The following is a 16,136-nucleotide window of genomic DNA, read 5'->3' as shown; positions in this document are numbered from 1 at the left end:
GATGTGCGAAGCCATTTTGGAAGATTCCGGATGTAGCGTAAAATTATGGGCTCGACTTCAATCAAGCCTTCTGCATCATGGAACTCACCGCACTCAATGCCCTCTCCCCGCTCGACGGCCGCTACCAGTCCAAGCTGGACGCGCTGCGCCCCTGCTTCAGCGAATATGCGCTGATCCGCCACCGCGCGCTGGTGGAGGTGGAATGGCTGAAAGCGCTGGCAGCCGAGCCGGCCATAGCCGAGATCGTGCCGTTCAGCGATGCCACGCTAAAGGAACTGGACGAAGCCATTGCCGGCTTCGCGGAGTGGGAAGCCTCCGAGGTCAAGGTGATCGAGTCCAGCACCAACCACGACGTCAAGGCGCTGGAATACTGGCTCAAGCACAAGTTCGAGGGCAATCCGGAAATCCGCCGTGCCAGCGAGTTCATCCACTTTGCCTGCACCTCGGAAGACATCAACAACCTGTCGCATGCCTTGATGCTGAAGACCGCGCGCGACAACGTGCTGCTGCCGGCGCTGGACAATGTTATCGCCCGCCTACAGGAGCTGGCGCACCAACTGGCCGATGCGGCAATGCTGGCGCATACCCACGGCCAGCCGGCATCGCCCACCACGCTGGGCAAGGAACTGGCCAACGTGGTGTACCGTTTGCGCCGCCAGCGCCGGCAACTGGCACAGGTGGAAATCCTGGGCAAGATCAACGGCGCGGTGGGTAATTTCAACGCGCACCTGTCGGCTTACCCCGACTTCGATTGGGAAAACTTCGGCAGAACATTCGTCGAGAAGCTGGGCCTCACCTACAACCCTTACACCATCCAGATCGAGCCGCACGACTACATGGCCGAGCTGTATGACGCGGCAGCCCGCATCAATACCATACTTATCGATCTGGACCGCGACGTGTGGGGTTATATTTCGATAGGCTACTTCAAGCAGAAGGTGAAGGAAGGCGAAGTCGGCTCCTCGACGATGCCGCACAAGGTCAACCCGATCGACTTTGAAAACTCCGAAGGCAATCTGGGCCTGGCCAACGCACTGCTGCGCCACCTCGCCGAAAAACTGCCGATTTCGCGCTGGCAGCGCGATTTAACCGACTCCACGGTGCTGCGCAACATGGGCGTGGCCTTCGGCTACACGCTGCTGGGCTACGACTCCTGCCTCAAGGGCCTGGGCAAGCTGGAAGCCAACCGCGCCAGGTTGGCCGAAGACCTCGACGGTTCATGGGAAGTGCTGGCGGAACCGATCCAGACCGTGATGCGGCGCTTTGGGGTGGAAAATCCCTACGAACAGCTCAAGGCGCTCACCCGCGGCAAGGGCGGCATTACCAAGGAAAGCCTGCACGACTTCATCCGCGGCCTCTTGATTCCGCAGGAAGCCAGGGACAGGCTGCTGGCGATGACGCCCGCGAGCTACACCGGCAAAGCTGCGGAGCTGGCACAGAAAATCTGATGGCCGACATCCTCGTCCTCTACTACTCGCAAAACGGCGCCGTGCGCGAAATGGCGCAGCTGGTGGCGCGCGGGGTGGAGATGGTGGATGGCGCCACGGCGCGGCTGCGCACCGTGCCCAAGGTTTCGGCGGTGTGCGAGGCGACGGGGCCGGATATCCCCGCCAGTGGCGCGCCCTATGCCGAACTGAAGGATATGGAAGATTGCGCCGGGCTGGCGCTGGGCAGTCCGACGCGCTTCGGCAACATGGCGGCGCCGTTGAAATACTTTCTCGACGGCACCACCAGCCTGTGGCTGAAAGGCGCGCTGGTCGGCAAACCCGCTGCCGTGTTCACTTCCACTGGCTCGATGCACGGCGGTCAGGAAACCACGCTGCTGTCGATGATGCTGCCGCTGCTGCACCACGGCATGCTGATCGTCGGCCTGCCTTATTCCGAACCCGAACTCGCCAGCACCAGCACCGGCGGCACGCCATACGGCGCCAGCCACGTTGCAGGCGCGGCGGGCGACCAGCCGATCAGCGAGGCCGAGAAAAAACTCTGCATCGCACTGGGCAAGCGGCTGGCGGAAACGGCGCTGAAACTGTCATGAGCGCAGCCGTCGAGGCCCGCAGATTCCTGCATTCCACCCGCAGCGCGGTGCTGTCCACGCATTCCGCGCGGTTTGAAGGATATCCTTTCGGCTCGATTGCGCCGTTCGTGCTCGACCACGACGGCAATCCGCTGATCCTGATCAGTACCATCGCCGAACACACCAAGAACATCCAGACCGATCCGCGCGTTTCACTGATTGCATTCGAGCCGAACGCCGCCGACCTGCAAGCCTCCGGGAGATTGACGCTGATCGGCGACGCCGAAGCCGTACCCAAGAGCGACAGTGCCTCGCACGATCGCTATCTGCGCTATTTTCCGCAGGCACAGCGCTATTTCGACACGCACGACTTTCTGTTTTACCGCATCCTGGTGCGGCAGGCGCGCTACATCGGCGGCTTCGGCAAAATCCACTGGATAGACGGCACCCAGCTACGCCCGCCGGCCAATAAGCTGGCGCAACAGGAAAGCACAATCATCGAGCACATGAACGCCGATCACGCCGACAGCCTGCGCGCCTATTGCCGCCACTGGCACCAGATAGAGCCGCAGCAGGCACGCATGCTCGGCATCGATACCGACGGCTTCGACGTGCTTGCCGACGGCCTTACCCTGCGCTTTGCCTTCGAACAGCCGGTGACCGATGCGCAGTCCGCGCGTACGGCCCTGGTGGCGTCCAGCAAGACGGCGCGCAGTTGAAGCGACGCCTGCAATTCGCGGCTTCCGCCAGCCTCATCGCGCTCATCCTGCTCTGCCTGCTGTGGGAAGGCTGGCTGGCTCCGCTGCGGCCCGGTGGTTCGCTGCTGATCCTCAAAGCGGTTCCGCTATTGTTGCCGCTGCGCGGCATCCTGCTTGGGCGGCGCTATACCTACCAATGGTCCTGCATGTTCATCCTGCTGTATTTCACCGAAGGCGCGGTGCGCGCCTACGCCGATCACGGGCTGTCGGCGGCTCTGGCCTTGGCCGAAACCGTGCTGACGCTCGCTTTCTTCTTCAGCACTATCTTTTTCGCGCGGCAAACCTCCAAATAACCTTATTTATTTCAATGACATGTGCAGTATTATACCCATTTCGCATATACCTTTGTTTTATAAGGAAAATATTGACACTGAGTGAAAATTTAAAGTATCCTGAAGTTGCTTTGCAGTTCATTTGATAACAATTTCAAACAAGGCGAACCGCAAATGGATAGAGCCAGCTTATCGACAGTCAAACATTTACCTGCCCATCAAAAATGGGCGTCGAACCTTGTACTGGGGCCAGACTGACCAGCCTGGCACTCACGGATGTGACCGCATCATCGCAAGGAGGGCGAAATGCCCGAAAAACGGAAGCCGCAGGCCCGCCATGAAGCGCAAATCCTCATCGTCGAAGATAGCGCGCACCAGGCGGAACAGCTCAAACACCTGCTCGAGCAGAACCATTTCGGTGTAACCCTTGCCGGCAATGGCAGGCAGGCGCTGGTGAAACTGGCCAAGTCTGGTCCGCAGCTGGTCATCATCGACATCGCGATGCCGGAAATGGATGGCTATGAGCTATGCCGCGCGATCAAATCCGACCCGCAACTGAAACATCTTCCCGTTATCCTGGTGACTTCGCTTTCCGATATGCGCGATGTGCCGAAAGGCCTGGAATGCGGCGCCGACAATTTTCTCCGCAAACCGTACGACGAAAAACAGCTGCTATCGCGCATCGACTATTTGCTGATAAACCACGCCATTCGCAAGGATCGGAAGATGCAAATGGGGACGGAGCTCCATCTTGCCGGGCAAAAGCACTTCATCACCGCTGAACGGCAGCAAATTCTCGACCTGCTGATTTCGACCTATGAAGAAGCGATCCGCATGAAAGCTGAACTCAAAGTGCGGCAGCAGGAATTGATCGAAGCCGCCCGATACGACCAGACCCACGGCGAAGTGCTGCGACTGTTCAACTCCACCTCCGACCGCACGCGCATCCTGCAAGGCATGCTCGCGATACTGGCAGCGAATCACCCCCTGCCGGCCTCGGCCGTTTATAGCTATGACGAATGGAGCGGAAGTTATCGGCTGGAAGCGAGCCATCCTTCGCCTGACGGCCTGAGCGAAGGATTCTGGCCAGGTGAAGGCGCGTTGGGAGCAGCGGTCGATGAAGACCGCTGCCGGGTAATCTCGGGATGCGATGCAGATTTCTTTCCGGCTGCGGACATCGCCGTGCGGCCTGTCGCGGTCATCGTCAGCCCCGTCTGCCGCCAGGGCAGGCGTCTGGCGGTACTGCTATTGGCCGCCGGCGTGGCACCGGGCGAGCGCGATTTAGCGTTCATAGAACGGCTCGCCGGACAGCTCGGTATGGCGCTGCATAACCTGCAGCAATACAGCGGCCTGCAACTGCTGGCTGAACAACTGCATCTGCGCAGCGAGGAAATCGGCGGCAAGAATGCCCAGCTAGAAGAAGTTCGCCGCATGAAATCGGAATTTCTCGCCAACATGTCGCACGAACTGCGTACGCCGCTCAACGCCATCGTCGGATTTTCCGAGGTGCTGCGCGACGAAATCGCCGGGCCGCTGAGTGCGCGCCAGCACGAATACATGACCGATATATTCGACAGCAGCCAGCACCTGCTGACGGTCGTCAACGACGTACTGGACCTTTCCAGAATCGAGTCCTGCCGGATGGTGCTGGAAGGCGAAACGATCAATATTGTCCCGCTGCTGCGCAGCAGCCTGTCCGCAGCCAGAAAAATGGCATCGGCGCAGCGTATCGCGCTATGCCTGGATGTGCCTGACAGTGTCGTCGAAATCTGGCTCGACCAGCGCAAGCTGAAACGGATGGTTTACAACCTGCTGTCCAATGCCGTCAAATTCACGCCCCAAGATGGCTCGGTCACATTGCGTGCCCGCATCGTCAGCCGCGAAGAAGCGCTGCGGCCGGTGGAAGGTTGGCCCGAACTGCGCATGCCATTGCCGGACACACCCGGGAAACTTCTAGAAATATCGGTAGCCGATACGGGTGTCGGCATCGCTGCCGCAGACATGCCCCGCCTGTTTGAACCATTCATACCAATCGACAGTTCGCTGTCTCGCCACTTTGAAGGCACCGGACTCGGGCTGGTGATGGTCAGGAAACTGGCCGAGCTGCACGATGGCGCCGTCGCGGTGTCGAGCCTGCCGGGCCTGGGCAGTACGTTCACGATATGGCTGCCTTGCCGCACGGCGCCCGTCGCAGATGCCGCTGCGGCTCCTGCCGCCCAGGCGCAGCCCCCGGCCAACAATAAAGCGCCGTTGGTGTTGGTGGTGGATGACGACCCCAAAGCCGTGGAAATCATCGCCGTTCATCTGGAAGATTCCGGCAATGCCGTGCTGCGTGCTTATGGCGGCGAGGAATGCCTGCAAATGGCACTGACGCACATGCCGGATCTGCTGGTGCTGGATCTGATGATGCCGGCCGTCGATGGCTTTGAAGTGGTGGAACGGATGAAAGGCGACCCCAAGACTGCCGCCATTCCCATCCTGGTGCTTACTGCCAAGCAACTCAGCGATGCAGACCGCGGATTGCTGAACGGCGGCACGCTGCAGGTGATGGAAAAATCGGAATTCGATCACAAGAATTTCATCGGCGAGGTGCATCGTGTTCTCGGCCGGAAACGGGAGCAACTAACCGCAGCATAAGCAGGAGCGACCCATGGCAAAAATCCTGATCGTGGAAGACAACCCGCAAAACATGAAGCTTGCGGTGCTGGTACTGGAAAACGCCGGTCACGAGGTGCTGCGTGCGGCCGATGCGCAAACCGGCATCAACCTCGCCATGGCCTACCGTCCCGAACTGGTGCTGATGAACATCCAATTGCCTGGCATGGATGGCCTGGCCGCCACGCGCATCCTTAAACAAAGCACGGCTACACGAGACATCAAGATTTTCGCACTGACGGCGTTCGCGATGAAGGACGACCAGGACAAGATGCGCGCCGCCGGCTGCGACGGTTACATCCCCAAGCCCTTCCGCTACCAAGATTTCCTGGAAACAGTCACGGCCGCGCTGGCGGAAACCACATAAAACATGCGGCGTCGTGGGAGGACGACAGGCTGCCGGGCACGCTACGCACCGCTTTCCGGCATTACGAAAGCGAACGGCGGGATGCGTTGCAGGCCGCGCGGACGAGCTCTCGCCAAGCCGGTGGACGCTCCGAGCCAGCGCTGCTTCTGATGCTGCGGGAATACCGCCGGCTGATGGCCGAGATCTCGGCTTCCCGCCAATAACGGAACAATATCCCCCCGGACATATGCAGGCACCACCCTGAAGCCAGGGCGTGTAAGTTATAATCCACTTATGCGCATTCTGCTCTCCAACGACGACGGTTATTTTGCCCCCGGTCTGGCCGCTTTGGCCGAAGCACTCATCCCGCTCGCAGACATCACAGTCGTCGCGCCGGAACGCAACCGCAGCGGCGCCAGCAACTCCTTGACGCTGGATCGGCCGCTCACGGTACGGCAAGCGCACAACGGTTTTTATTTCGTCAACGGCACGCCGACCGATTGCGTGCACCTGGCGATCACCGGCCTGCTCGATTTCCTGCCGGACATGATCATCTCCGGCATCAATGACGGCGCCAACATGGGCGACGACACCATTTATTCCGGCACCGTCGCTGCCGCGATGGAAGGCTTCCTGCTGGGGATTCCTTCACTGGCAATTTCGATGTCGCAGCACGCGGCCACGCATTTCGACAGTGCTGCGAAAATCGTCGTCGACCTGGTGCGGCATCACCTGCAAAATCCATTGCCTGCGGCGGCGCTGCTGAACGTCAATGTGCCGGATGTCCCACACGATCAGTTGAACGGCACGCGCATCACGCGCCTGGGCAAGCGCCACAAGGCGGAACCGGTAATCAAGGCTGCCACCCCGCGCGGTGAAACCGTATATTGGGTGGGCGCCGCCGGTGCCGCACAGGACGCCGGCGAGGGCACCGATTTCCATGCCGTCAAGCACGGCTTCGTATCCGTCACGCCGTTGCAGATAGACCTCACCCAATACCAGCAGCTGGAGATGCTGAAAGGCTGGCTGGCATGAGTGCGCTGGCCGGTATCGGCATGACCTCGCAGCGCACGCGCGAGCGCATGATTGCGCGCCTGCGCGAACAGGGCATCAAGGATGAAGTGGTACTGGCCGCAATGCTGGCGGTACCACGCCATATTTTCGTCGAAGAGGCGCTGGCTTCGCGCGCTTACGAGGATGTTGCATTACCGATCGGCCTCAACCAGACCATTTCCCAGCCCTACGTCGTCGCGCGCATGACGGAGCTGCTGCGCGGCGGCAAGAACCTCGGCCGCGTACTGGAAATCGGCACCGGCTGCGGCTACCAGACCAGCGTGCTGTCGAAAGTGGCATCCGAAGTATTCTCGATCGAACGCATCGCCCCGCTGCTGACCAAGGCCAAGAATCATTTCCGCGAACTCAAGCTGCGCAACGTCAAGGTCAAGCACGGCGACGGTAATGACGGATTGCCGGAAATCGCGCCGTTCGACGGCATCATCGTCACTGCAGGCGCGACGCACCTGCCGGAAGAGCTGTTGCGCCAATTGGCCGTGGGCGGCCGCATGGTGATTCCGGTGGGTTCCGCGGAACAGATGCTGACACTGGTCGAGCGCCTGCCCGGGGAATACCGCAAAACCGGGCTGGAAGCTGTCAAGTTCGTACCGCTGCTAAGCGGGGCGGTATGAAATTTTTCATCTGGCTCATCATTCTGCTGCTCGCCGGCTGCAGTACCGCCCCAACCCAGCAGGCGCCCGTTATCGAGCGCCTGCCGCAAAGCGGCAAGAAAGCTGCGCCGGCCAAGCCTGAGCCGGCCCACAAAGCGCCGGCGACAGTCATACCGGGAATGAGTGCCACAGCCACCGACAAAGACTGGCGGCCGGAAAACTACCTCGTAAAGAAAGGCGATACGCTGTATGGCATCGGGCTGGAATTCGGCTTCGACTACAAGGAAATCGCCCAGTGGAACAATATCAGCCCACCCTACGTCATCCACATCGGCCAGTCGCTGAAGCTGAAGGCGGCTAACGGCGTTCCGGCAGAAGCCGCGCCAACCGGCCCCGCCATCGCCACACCGATGAAATCGGAGCCGGCCGCCGCACCCAAAGCGATCGGCGGGCCGCCGCTGAAGACCGAGCCGAAGGCGATCAAGGAGCCTTATTCCGAACAGGCGCTGAATGCTCCGCCCCCCAAGCCGGCCGAAACCCCGGCCAAAGTCGAAGCCCCCAGGCCTGAAGCCTCCAAGCCAACCGAAACGGCAAAAAGCGAACCTTCTCCGGAAAAGCCCGCAGCTGCCGGCGACGATGAAGCGCTGGATTGGGCATGGCCGGCGCAGGGCAAAATATTGTCCGGTTTCAATGAAACCGGAGGAGCCAAAGGCGTTGATATCGCGGGCACCCAAGGCCAGCCGGTGCTTGCTGCGGGGGCCGGAAAGGTGGTTTACAGCGGCGCCGGGCTGCGCGGCTATGGCAAACTGGTGATCATCAAACACAACAAGACCTATCTTTCCGCCTACGCACACAACAGCCAGATATTGGTGAAAGAAGGCCAGGAAGTAGCCAAGGGACAAAAAATCGCGGAAATGGGCAGCACCGATTCCGACCGTGTGAAACTGCATTTCGAAATCCGCAAGCTCGGCAAGCCGACCGACCCTGCCAAATACCTGCCAGAAAAACCTTGACGGCTGCGTACGCTGCCTTTATTTTGGCAGAGTCTTTCAGTAGGGAATAGGCTCCGATGCTCAAGTATCGCAATCAGCACACGCATAAACCGGAAACCCTGCTTTCCACGATATTCTCTTTCCTGCAAGTCGGGCTCGTGCTGGTCGGCCTGGTCGGCCTGTCGGTGCATTTATTCGAAGACAAGGGATGGCTCAAGCAGTGGCTCGGCAGTCTGATGCGGACCGAGATCGTCCACACCGCGATAGGCGCGGTACTCCTGCTGATTGCCGGTTATCTGCTGAAAGGCTGGATGCACAGCGGTGACGAAAAAAGACAAAGCCAGATCGCCGACGCCATGCTATACCTGATGATGATCGTCGGAGGATTTTTCATCTTCCGCCTGATCACCGAAGGAAGCCTGTAGCCCAACCCTGTTTCAGCCCGCCTTGGCTTGGTCGGCGTAATACTGCCGCACTGTGCCCATGTCATAGGCGCGCGCCCATTTGATGATTTCGGCCAGCGCCGGCGCTCCCAACTCTCCCACCTGCGCATGGATTCCCGCCTGTTCGCGCACGACCAGGACTCCGGGAATCTTTTCGACGCTGAAATATTCCGCGATCTCGTTATCGACCTCAGTGTTGACCATGCCGAACACGATATCCGGATTATCTTCCGCCGCCTGCTTGAACACATCGGTAAAGGTGATGCACGGAGTACACCACGGCGCCCAGAAATCGACGATCACAAAGTCATTGTTCTCGATGGTTTCCTTGAAGTTGGCTTTGCTGAGTTCGACGACCGGCATAAGGTTATCCTTTACGTTGGAAGGACGGACATTTTAGCAGAAGGAATTGCAAAAACGTCGCCCGGGCTTAAGGCTGTTTCAGCAGTGGATTATTGCAATGGACTTGTATAATGTTGAGCCTGAACATATGCGCAGTATGTCAGCCGCGCATTGGGGAGAAATCGCAACATGAATGCTCATGTGCTGGATGAAGGGTGTTACCGGCTGCTGGAAGCGATGCCCGACGCTACCGTCATCGTCGACGCCGCGGGACGGATTTTCCACATGAACGGCCTTGCGGCCGAACTGTTCGGCTATGCGCACGACGAATTGCGCGGCCAACCCATCGAATGCCTGCTGCCGCAGCGCTTCCGGCAGGGGCATGTCGAGCGTCGGCAGAAATACAGCGACCAGCCGCAGCGGCGCCCGATGGGCAGCGGGTTTTCGCTGTACGGCCAGCGCAAGGACGGCAGTGAAATCGTCGTCGACATCGCTCTCAGCCCTGTCGAAACCGCGGCCGGCGCGATGACGATGGCGATCATACGCGACATGGCGTTGCGCAATAATGCTATCGAAGACCTGCGCTCTCGCGAAGCCCACCTCGAGCAGGTCATCAGTGCCCTCAACGATGTGGTATGGTCGATTTCTCCATCCGGCGACCGCGTCCTGTTCGTCAATCCGGCCTGGGAGCGGATATTCGGGCATTCTCACAGCGAGGCGCAGAACAACCCCGGACTCTGGCTGCAATCCATCCATCCCGAAGACCGGGCGCTGGCGCAAAATTCCCTCGCCATCCTGCTGGCGGAGGGCCAGCTTGACCTCGAATACCGCATCGTCCGCCCCGACGGCGCAATACGCTGGATTTCCGATCATGCCATCCTGGTGCGCGATGCCGAGGGAAATCCCCTGCGCATCGACGGCATCGGCCGCGACATCACCCGGCGCAAACAGGCTGAAGAGCGTCAGGCCGTGCTGCTGCAAGAGCTGAAAACCGTCAATGAAGAGCTGAAAAACTTCGCCTATGTGGTCTCGCACGACCTCAAAGCGCCGTTGCGCGCGATCGGTTCGCTGGCGGAATGGATCTCCACCGACAATGCCGACAAGTTCGACGACGAAGGCAGGGAACACCTGCGGCTGTTGATCGGCCGCGCGCGACGCATGGATGCGCTGATCGACGGCATCCTGCAGTATTCGCGCATCGGGCGCCTGCACGAAGGCCGTGTCGATGTCGACCTGGATATGCTGGTGCACGAAACGATCGACTCCCTGGCACCCCCGCTCCATATCCGGATCGAAATCGAGACCCCGCTGCCCAGGGTACACGCCGAGCGCACCCGCATCCAACAGGTATTCCAGAACCTGATTTCGAATGCCGTCAAATACATCGACAAGCCGCAAGGCGAGGTACGGATCGGTTGCATCGACGAGGGCAAGCACTGGAAATTCTATGTCCGCGACAACGGGCCCGGCATTGAGCAGCGCCACTTCGAGCGCATTTTTCAGTTGTTTCAGACGCTCGCGCCGCGCGACCGCGTCGAAAGCACCGGGGTCGGGCTGACCGTCGTCAAAAAGATCGTCGAAATGCATGGCGGCAAGATCTGGCTGGAATCGACCGTCGATGCCGGCAGCACTTTTTTCTTTACCCTGCCCAAGCCGGGCAATAACGATGGATGCGAGAAAACCATATGAGAATCAAGAACAAGCCGATTCTGCTGGTCGAGGACGACCAGGTCGACGCGATGACGGTCAAGCGCGCGCTCAAGGAATTGCATGTAACCAACCCGGTGACCCATGTGGAAAACGGCGAGGCCGCTGTCGAGCATCTGCGCGGGCCGGACGAGAAGCCCTGCATCATCCTGCTCGACCTCAACATGCCGAAAATGGGCGGCATCGAATTTCTCCAGATAGCCAAGCATGACGACGGGATCAAGATGATTCCGGTGGTGGTGCTCACCACTTCCGAAGAACAGCAGGACAAGGTGGAAAGCTTTAATCTCGGCGTGGCCGGCTATATGACCAAGCCGGTCGACTACCAGCAATTTGTCGAAGTGATGCGCTCGATCAATACTTACTGGACTCTCAGCGAGATGCCGACATGACTCTGACGATCTCTTCCTCGGGCGGAACGGTTTCCTCCAAACAGCATGTCCGCATCCTGCTGGTAGAAGACGACGCGGTCGACCGCATCGCCTGCCGCCGCGCCCTGCAACAGCACCCCGGTTACGAGTTCGATCTCTTTGAAGCCGATACCGGTCGGCAGGGGCTGCAGCTGGCCCATGAGCACGAGTTCGATTGCATCCTGCTGGACTATCATCTGCCCGACATGACCGGCCTCGAGTTCCTGGGCGAAATCGCCGACGAGATGGGCAAGGTTCAGGTACCGGTGCTCAAGCTGACCGGCTCCGACAATGTCGCCATCGCGGTCGAGGCGATGAAGCGCGGTGCGCGCGACTATCTGATCAAGGATACCGAAGGAAGCTATCTCGAACTGCTACCGGCGGTGATCGAGCGGGTACTGAGCGAGCAGCGGGTGCTGGAGGAGCGCAACCATGCCGAAGCGCAATACCGCACGCTGGTCGAGCGCATTCCGGCCATCTCCTATGTCGCCAATCTGGACCTCAGTGGAGAAACCATCTTCATCAGCCCCCAGATCAGCTGCCTGGGCTTCACGCCGGAAGAGTGGATAGCCCAGAACGACCGCTGGCTGCAACAGGTGCATCCCGAGGATCGCGACAGGGCAATGCAGGCTTACCTGCACAGCCGCAACACCGACGAGCCGTTCTGCTGCGATTACAGGATCCATACCCGCACCGGAGAGATACGCTGGTTCCACGATGAGGCCAGCGTGGTGCGCGACATGCAGGGCAAGATGCTGTGTTTGCAGGGGATCATGCTCGATATCACGGAAAAGAAATTGATGGAGGACGAGCTGGCCAAGCATCGTTACCAGCTGGAACAGCAGGTGGAACACCGCACGGCAACCCTGGAGCGCCGCATCGCCACCCTCGAAGCCAGCAGCTCCCGGCTATGCGAAATGCTCGAGGTGCGCGAAACCGCCCTGCGTCAGGCAAGGCTCGCGGGAGAGCGCAGCCTGCTGCTGCACTCGCTGGCGGAAGAAGCGATCATCGACGCAGATGCCGCCGGCAATGTCACTTTTCTCAACCCCGCAGCCGCGCGCCTGCTCAACATCGACGCCGACCAGGCGTTGCAACACCCACTGGCGGAAGTGCTCAGTCTCGACGGACTGCCCGTCGAAGACCTCCTTAAGCGCGGCTTGGGCGCAAAGCATGAGCAGGTGCAGATAACGGCGGCAGCGTTGCGGCCGAAAGACCATCCGCCGGTCACCGTGTCAGGCTGGGCCGCACCTGTCATCAATACCGACGGGCAAGGAGCAAGCCTGCTGGTGCTGCTGCATGCCGACGTGCGCGAGCACGCAAGCTGACTTGCCCGCAATAAACAGGCGCTCGGCATGGCGGCAGCCGTTGGTTGCTGCGATACCAGCCGTCACTGAGTTGATGGTAAGTTGCGCGGCAGAAAACTCATACGACCGGCTTGGCCCACGCCCCTTCGAAGAACAATTCGCCTAGCTCCCTGCGCTTGCGCGGCGCGGTTTCGCGCTCCGCCACTTCCGGAGTAAACGTAACCGGATCGGCCGGGTAGCCGACGGCAACCATCGCCATCGGCATGAATTGCAGCGGTACGCCGAACGTGGCGCGCGCCTTGTCGGCATCGAAGCCGCCCATTTGGTGTGCCATCAACCCCAGCGCCTCGGCCTGCAGGCAGAAATTTTCCGCCGCCGCGCCGGTATCGTACTGCGCCCAGCGATTGGGCTGACTATTGTGGTTGAACAGGCTATCCGCCACCGTCAGCATTAGCAGCGGCGCATTTTTTACCCAGCTCTGGTTGCCGGGCGCAAGACAATCGAACGCCCGCTGCCAACTCGCGGCATCGGTATTTCTATCCCAAACGATAAACCGCCACGGCTGGTCGCCATAGCAGGAAGGCGCCCAGCGGGCGGCTTCGAGCAAGGCGCTGATCTGCTCGCGGCTGACCGCCTTGGCCGGGTCGTAGGCGCGGCCGCTCCAGCGCTGTGCGATCAGGTCATGAATGGGCGTGGAAGTAATTGCCGGTTTTTTCATAAAAATCCAATGGCTTAAGAAGCTTGTTCCAGGGCAGGATAATCAATGTATCCCTTCTCGTCACCGCCGTAAAAGGTATTCTGGTCGGCAGGCGCGAGCGGCACGCCCTGCCTCAAGCGTTCCACCAGATCCGGGTTGGAAATATACGGCACGCCGAACGCGATGCAATCGGCGCGGTTTTCGGCAAGCGCCGCATTCGCACTCGCCTTGCCATAGCCGCCGTTAGCCATGTAATGGCCGCGGAAAGCGCGCCGCAGTTCGACGAAATTGAACGCCGGCAGCGCTTCGGTAGAACCGATACCGACTTCCACCACGTGCAGATAGGCCAGCCCGAAAGGATTCAGCGATTCGGCGACATGGTTGAACAGTGCCTGCGGATGCGAATCGCGCATATCGTTGAACGGATTGATCGGCGAAATGCGCACGCCCACGCGATCGGCACCCCATACCTTGCATACCGTCGCCACCACTTCCAGCAGGAAACGCGTGCGGTTGGGGATGGAGCCGCCGTACTGGTCGGCGCGCTGGTTGCTGCCGTCGCGCAGGAACTGGTCGATCAGGTAGCCGTTCGCGGCATGGATTTCGACGCCGTCGAAGCCGGCTTCCAGCGCATGCTGCGCAGCATTGCGGTAATCCTCGATGAGGCCGGAAATTTCATCCGTCGCCAATGCCCGCGGCGTAACGAAAGGCTGCATGCCTTCCGGCGTGAACGCCATGCCGTCCGGCTTGATTGCGGACGGCGCCACCGGCAACACATGATCGGGCAGCAGCGAAGGATGCGAAATACGCCCGACGTGCCACAGTTGCAGGAAGATGCGCCCGCCCTTCGCATGCACCGCTGCGGTCACCCGTTTCCAGCCGGCGACCTGCTCCCCGTCATGTATGCCGGGTGTAGCCGGATAGCCTTGCGCCGTCGGCGAAATCTGCGTGGCCTCGCTGATGATCAGCCCGGCCGAAGCGCGCTGTGCGTAATACACCGCATTCAATTCATGCGGCACATTGCCCGGCTGCGCCGCCCGATTGCGGGTCAGCGGCGCCATGACGATGCGGTTGGGCATTTCCAGCCGGCCCAGACGAAGGGGGGTGAATAAATCGGTCATGATTAACTCCTTGAAATTACAAAAACGACGATTAACCGCCGATAAACGCAGATGGGCACCGATGATTCAATGCGGCAAACCTCTTGGCTGGCGAAATAATCGTCAGCATGGTTATCTGCGTTTATCTGTGACTAAATTATTTGTATAGGTTTAACAGCTTTTTACCAGGGTTTGAAATCGGGGCTGTTCTTCACGCCCTCTATGAACAACGCGATTTCGATCTCGTTCCCCACCGGCCCGTTCGGTTCGGCTGCCCAGCCGAAACCGTAATCCGCAGCCTTGATCGCAGTATGTCCTTCGAAACCGGCGCGCTGGCCGCCCCAGGGGTCGGGACCAAAACCCAGCACCCTGAACGGGAAGCTGATTTCCCTGGTCACGCCATGCAACGTCAAGTTGCCGGTAATCACCCCTTCGTCCTTGCCCCTGGCCTCTACCTTGGTGCTGACGAACGTCATCTTGCCGAACTTCCCGGCGTCGAGATAATCCGGCTTTTCGCGGATATGCTCGTCACGCTTGGCATGGCTGGTATTCACCGAAAGCACGTTGATTCTGGCTTCCACGCTGGATTTCGACAAATCGGAACGGTCGATCGTGATCTTGCCCTTGACGTCCGGGAAAGTGCCGGTAGTGCGCGACACGACGTGGCGTATCGTGAAATTGGCAAAACTGTGGGAGTTGTCGATACCGTAGATTTCGACATCGGCGGCAGCGATGCCGGCCCATAGCAGCAGAAACAAACTTGCAGTTTTTTTCATGATGCCCCCTTTTGGGCAATCGAATTAATCGATTTTACCCCGCAAAAATTGCGCCGTGATTTCCGCCACCCGCTGCCCCAGCTGCTCCGCAGTTTTCAGGTCGCTGGCAATCGGCCCGGCGTCCGGCCCCTGGTCGGCATTGGATTGCGCCATTGCCCCCAGGAAACTGCCCAGGCGGTTAATGTCTTCGACCGAACCTTTACTGTTATTGTTTCCCGGCATCAGGCCCAGCCCCACCCAGATCATACCGTGCTGCGCCGCGAAAATCGCCAGCTGGGTCAAGGTGCTGAGCTTGTCCCCGCTCTGGCTGGCGGAATTGGTGAAGCCGGCGGCGATCTTGTTCTTCCAGTTCTGCGTGAACCAGGGCTTGGAACTGGCGTCCATGAACATCTTGAACGGCCCGGACGCGCTGCCCATATAGGTCGGGCTGCCGAACACGATCGCATCCGCCGCATCCAGCGCGGCCCAGTGCTGCTGCTCGATCTGGCCCGAAGGATCGACCGCGATCAGCGTCGCGGTATGGCCGTCCATGCCCTGCGCACCGCGCACGACAGCCTTGGCCTGCTCGGCGGTGTGGCCGTAGCCGCTGTGATATACCACTGCAATGTTGCTCATGAAAACTCCTTGGTTATTTAAAAAAATTCATACCATGT

At 59.9% G+C, this 16,136-nt stretch carries 19 protein-coding genes; 13 read left to right on the top strand and 6 right to left on the bottom strand.

All coding sequences use genetic code 11. From position 1 onward, the window contains the following. Positions 1-77 precede the first annotated feature (77 nt). From purB to VGK14_RS11765, 6 genes are all read left to right on the top strand, one after another. The gene (purB, locus tag VGK14_RS11790; RefSeq protein ID WP_331509286.1) at positions 78-1,448 is read left to right on the top strand and encodes an adenylosuccinate lyase; all 1,371 of its coding nucleotides are present in this window, start codon (positions 78-80) and stop codon (positions 1,446-1,448) included. Next, positions 1,448-2,038, top strand: coding sequence for an NAD(P)H:quinone oxidoreductase (wrbA, locus tag VGK14_RS11785; protein WP_331509285.1), 591 nt, complete (start codon positions 1,448-1,450; stop codon positions 2,036-2,038). Before purB ends, wrbA begins: the two co-directional genes overlap by 1 nt. Continuing rightward, positions 2,035-2,736, top strand: coding sequence for a HugZ family protein (locus VGK14_RS11780; RefSeq protein ID WP_331509284.1), 702 nt, complete (start codon positions 2,035-2,037; stop codon positions 2,734-2,736). The genes wrbA and VGK14_RS11780 overlap by 4 nt, the downstream gene beginning before the upstream one ends. Beyond that, a complete protein-coding gene (locus VGK14_RS11775; RefSeq protein WP_331509283.1) occupies positions 2,733-3,068 on the top strand; it encodes a DUF2069 domain-containing protein in 336 nt (111 codons plus the stop codon). The genes VGK14_RS11780 and VGK14_RS11775 overlap by 4 nt, the downstream gene beginning before the upstream one ends. 285 nt (positions 3,069-3,353) lie before the next feature. Then, a complete protein-coding gene (locus VGK14_RS11770; RefSeq protein WP_331509282.1) occupies positions 3,354-5,684 on the top strand; it encodes a response regulator in 2,331 nt (776 codons plus the stop codon). A 13-nt stretch (positions 5,685-5,697) separates the two neighbouring features. Further along, positions 5,698-6,069: a response regulator gene (locus tag VGK14_RS11765; protein ID WP_331509281.1), complete on the top strand. Its 372-nt coding sequence runs from the start codon at positions 5,698-5,700 to the stop codon at positions 6,067-6,069. A 41-nt stretch (positions 6,070-6,110) separates the two neighbouring features. On the opposite strand, the gene VGK14_RS11760 is transcribed toward VGK14_RS11765, so the two are convergent. After that, positions 6,111-6,269, bottom strand: a complete 159-nt coding sequence (locus tag VGK14_RS11760) for a hypothetical protein (protein ID WP_331509280.1) — start codon at positions 6,267-6,269, stop codon at positions 6,111-6,113. A 73-nt stretch (positions 6,270-6,342) separates the two neighbouring features. Between VGK14_RS11760 and surE the strand changes: the two genes are divergently transcribed. The 4 genes from surE to VGK14_RS11740 are packed head-to-tail and all read left to right on the top strand — an operon-like array spanning position 6,343 to position 9,129. Further along, positions 6,343-7,083, top strand: a complete 741-nt coding sequence (surE, locus tag VGK14_RS11755) for a 5'/3'-nucleotidase SurE (protein ID WP_331509279.1) — start codon at positions 6,343-6,345, stop codon at positions 7,081-7,083. After that, complete coding sequence (locus VGK14_RS11750) at positions 7,080-7,733, top strand: protein-L-isoaspartate(D-aspartate) O-methyltransferase (RefSeq protein ID WP_331509278.1); 654 nt, start codon at positions 7,080-7,082, stop codon at positions 7,731-7,733. The genes surE and VGK14_RS11750 overlap by 4 nt, the downstream gene beginning before the upstream one ends. Next, positions 7,730-8,725: a peptidoglycan DD-metalloendopeptidase family protein gene (locus tag VGK14_RS11745; protein WP_331509277.1), complete on the top strand. Its 996-nt coding sequence runs from the start codon at positions 7,730-7,732 to the stop codon at positions 8,723-8,725. Before VGK14_RS11750 ends, VGK14_RS11745 begins: the two co-directional genes overlap by 4 nt. 56 nt (positions 8,726-8,781) lie before the next feature. Then, positions 8,782-9,129 (top strand): hypothetical protein, encoded by a 348-nt coding sequence (locus VGK14_RS11740; protein WP_331509276.1) that lies wholly within the window; start codon positions 8,782-8,784, stop codon positions 9,127-9,129. 12 nt (positions 9,130-9,141) lie between these two features. Here the strand turns inward: VGK14_RS11740 and VGK14_RS11735 are convergent, their stop codons facing one another. Further along, positions 9,142-9,510, bottom strand: coding sequence for a thioredoxin family protein (locus tag VGK14_RS11735; RefSeq protein ID WP_331509275.1), 369 nt, complete (start codon positions 9,508-9,510; stop codon positions 9,142-9,144). Between the two features lie 168 nt (positions 9,511-9,678). Here VGK14_RS11735 and VGK14_RS11730 point away from each other — a divergent pair, with 168 nt between their 5' ends. The 3 genes from VGK14_RS11730 to VGK14_RS11720 are packed head-to-tail and all read left to right on the top strand — an operon-like array spanning position 9,679 to position 12,931. Then, entirely contained in the window at positions 9,679-11,178 is a 1,500-nt protein-coding gene (locus VGK14_RS11730; RefSeq protein WP_331509274.1) for a PAS domain S-box protein, read from the top strand. Then, entirely contained in the window at positions 11,175-11,588 is a 414-nt protein-coding gene (locus VGK14_RS11725; RefSeq protein WP_331509273.1) for a response regulator, read from the top strand. The genes VGK14_RS11730 and VGK14_RS11725 overlap by 4 nt, the downstream gene beginning before the upstream one ends. Next, entirely contained in the window at positions 11,585-12,931 is a 1,347-nt protein-coding gene (locus VGK14_RS11720; protein ID WP_331509272.1) for a response regulator, read from the top strand. The genes VGK14_RS11725 and VGK14_RS11720 overlap by 4 nt, the downstream gene beginning before the upstream one ends. Before the next feature lie 97 nt (positions 12,932-13,028). On the opposite strand, the gene VGK14_RS11715 is transcribed toward VGK14_RS11720, so the two are convergent. The 4 genes from VGK14_RS11715 to VGK14_RS11700 all read right to left on the bottom strand — a co-directional run bounded on the left by VGK14_RS11715 (position 13,029) and on the right by VGK14_RS11700 (position 16,098). Beyond that, complete coding sequence (locus VGK14_RS11715; protein ID WP_331509271.1) at positions 13,029-13,628, bottom strand: nitroreductase family protein; 600 nt, start codon at positions 13,626-13,628, stop codon at positions 13,029-13,031. Between the two features lie 14 nt (positions 13,629-13,642). After that, positions 13,643-14,731, bottom strand: a complete 1,089-nt coding sequence (locus VGK14_RS11710) for an alkene reductase (RefSeq protein ID WP_331509306.1) — start codon at positions 14,729-14,731, stop codon at positions 13,643-13,645. A gap of 158 nt (positions 14,732-14,889) precedes the next feature. Next, complete coding sequence (locus tag VGK14_RS11705; RefSeq protein ID WP_331509270.1) at positions 14,890-15,483, bottom strand: YceI family protein; 594 nt, start codon at positions 15,481-15,483, stop codon at positions 14,890-14,892. 24 nt (positions 15,484-15,507) lie between these two features. Next, positions 15,508-16,098, bottom strand: a complete 591-nt coding sequence (locus tag VGK14_RS11700) for a flavodoxin family protein (RefSeq protein ID WP_331509269.1) — start codon at positions 16,096-16,098, stop codon at positions 15,508-15,510. Positions 16,099-16,136 lie beyond the last annotated feature (38 nt).

The organism is Novimethylophilus sp., assembly GCF_036504375.1.
In the GTDB taxonomy this organism is placed as follows: Bacteria; Pseudomonadota; Gammaproteobacteria; order Burkholderiales; family Methylophilaceae; genus Novimethylophilus.
This window is presented reverse-complemented; position numbering and strand designations above follow the sequence as displayed.

What these genes read in the sequence shown, in the direction of transcription:
- purB (WP_331509286.1), top strand. Translation starts at nt 78, where the DNA reads ATGGAACTCACCGCACTCAATGCCCTCTCCCCGCTCGACGGCCGCTAC.
- wrbA (WP_331509285.1), top strand. Translation starts at nt 1,448, where the DNA reads ATGGCCGACATCCTCGTCCTCTACTACTCGCAAAACGGCGCCGTGCGC.
- VGK14_RS11780 (WP_331509284.1), top strand. Translation starts at nt 2,035, where the DNA reads ATGAGCGCAGCCGTCGAGGCCCGCAGATTCCTGCATTCCACCCGCAGC.
- VGK14_RS11770 (WP_331509282.1), top strand. Translation starts at nt 3,354, where the DNA reads ATGCCCGAAAAACGGAAGCCGCAGGCCCGCCATGAAGCGCAAATCCTC.
- VGK14_RS11765 (WP_331509281.1), top strand. Translation starts at nt 5,698, where the DNA reads ATGGCAAAAATCCTGATCGTGGAAGACAACCCGCAAAACATGAAGCTT.
- surE (WP_331509279.1), top strand. Translation starts at nt 6,343, where the DNA reads ATGCGCATTCTGCTCTCCAACGACGACGGTTATTTTGCCCCCGGTCTG.
- VGK14_RS11750 (WP_331509278.1), top strand. Translation starts at nt 7,080, where the DNA reads ATGAGTGCGCTGGCCGGTATCGGCATGACCTCGCAGCGCACGCGCGAG.
- VGK14_RS11745 (WP_331509277.1), top strand. Translation starts at nt 7,730, where the DNA reads ATGAAATTTTTCATCTGGCTCATCATTCTGCTGCTCGCCGGCTGCAGT.
- VGK14_RS11740 (WP_331509276.1), top strand. Translation starts at nt 8,782, where the DNA reads ATGCTCAAGTATCGCAATCAGCACACGCATAAACCGGAAACCCTGCTT.
- VGK14_RS11735 (WP_331509275.1), bottom strand. Translation starts at nt 9,510, where the DNA reads ATGCCGGTCGTCGAACTCAGCAAAGCCAACTTCAAGGAAACCATCGAG.
- VGK14_RS11730 (WP_331509274.1), top strand. Translation starts at nt 9,679, where the DNA reads ATGAATGCTCATGTGCTGGATGAAGGGTGTTACCGGCTGCTGGAAGCG.
- VGK14_RS11725 (WP_331509273.1), top strand. Translation starts at nt 11,175, where the DNA reads ATGAGAATCAAGAACAAGCCGATTCTGCTGGTCGAGGACGACCAGGTC.
- VGK14_RS11720 (WP_331509272.1), top strand. Translation starts at nt 11,585, where the DNA reads ATGACTCTGACGATCTCTTCCTCGGGCGGAACGGTTTCCTCCAAACAG.
- VGK14_RS11715 (WP_331509271.1), bottom strand. Translation starts at nt 13,628, where the DNA reads ATGAAAAAACCGGCAATTACTTCCACGCCCATTCATGACCTGATCGCA.
- VGK14_RS11705 (WP_331509270.1), bottom strand. Translation starts at nt 15,483, where the DNA reads ATGAAAAAAACTGCAAGTTTGTTTCTGCTGCTATGGGCCGGCATCGCT.
- VGK14_RS11700 (WP_331509269.1), bottom strand. Translation starts at nt 16,098, where the DNA reads ATGAGCAACATTGCAGTGGTATATCACAGCGGCTACGGCCACACCGCC.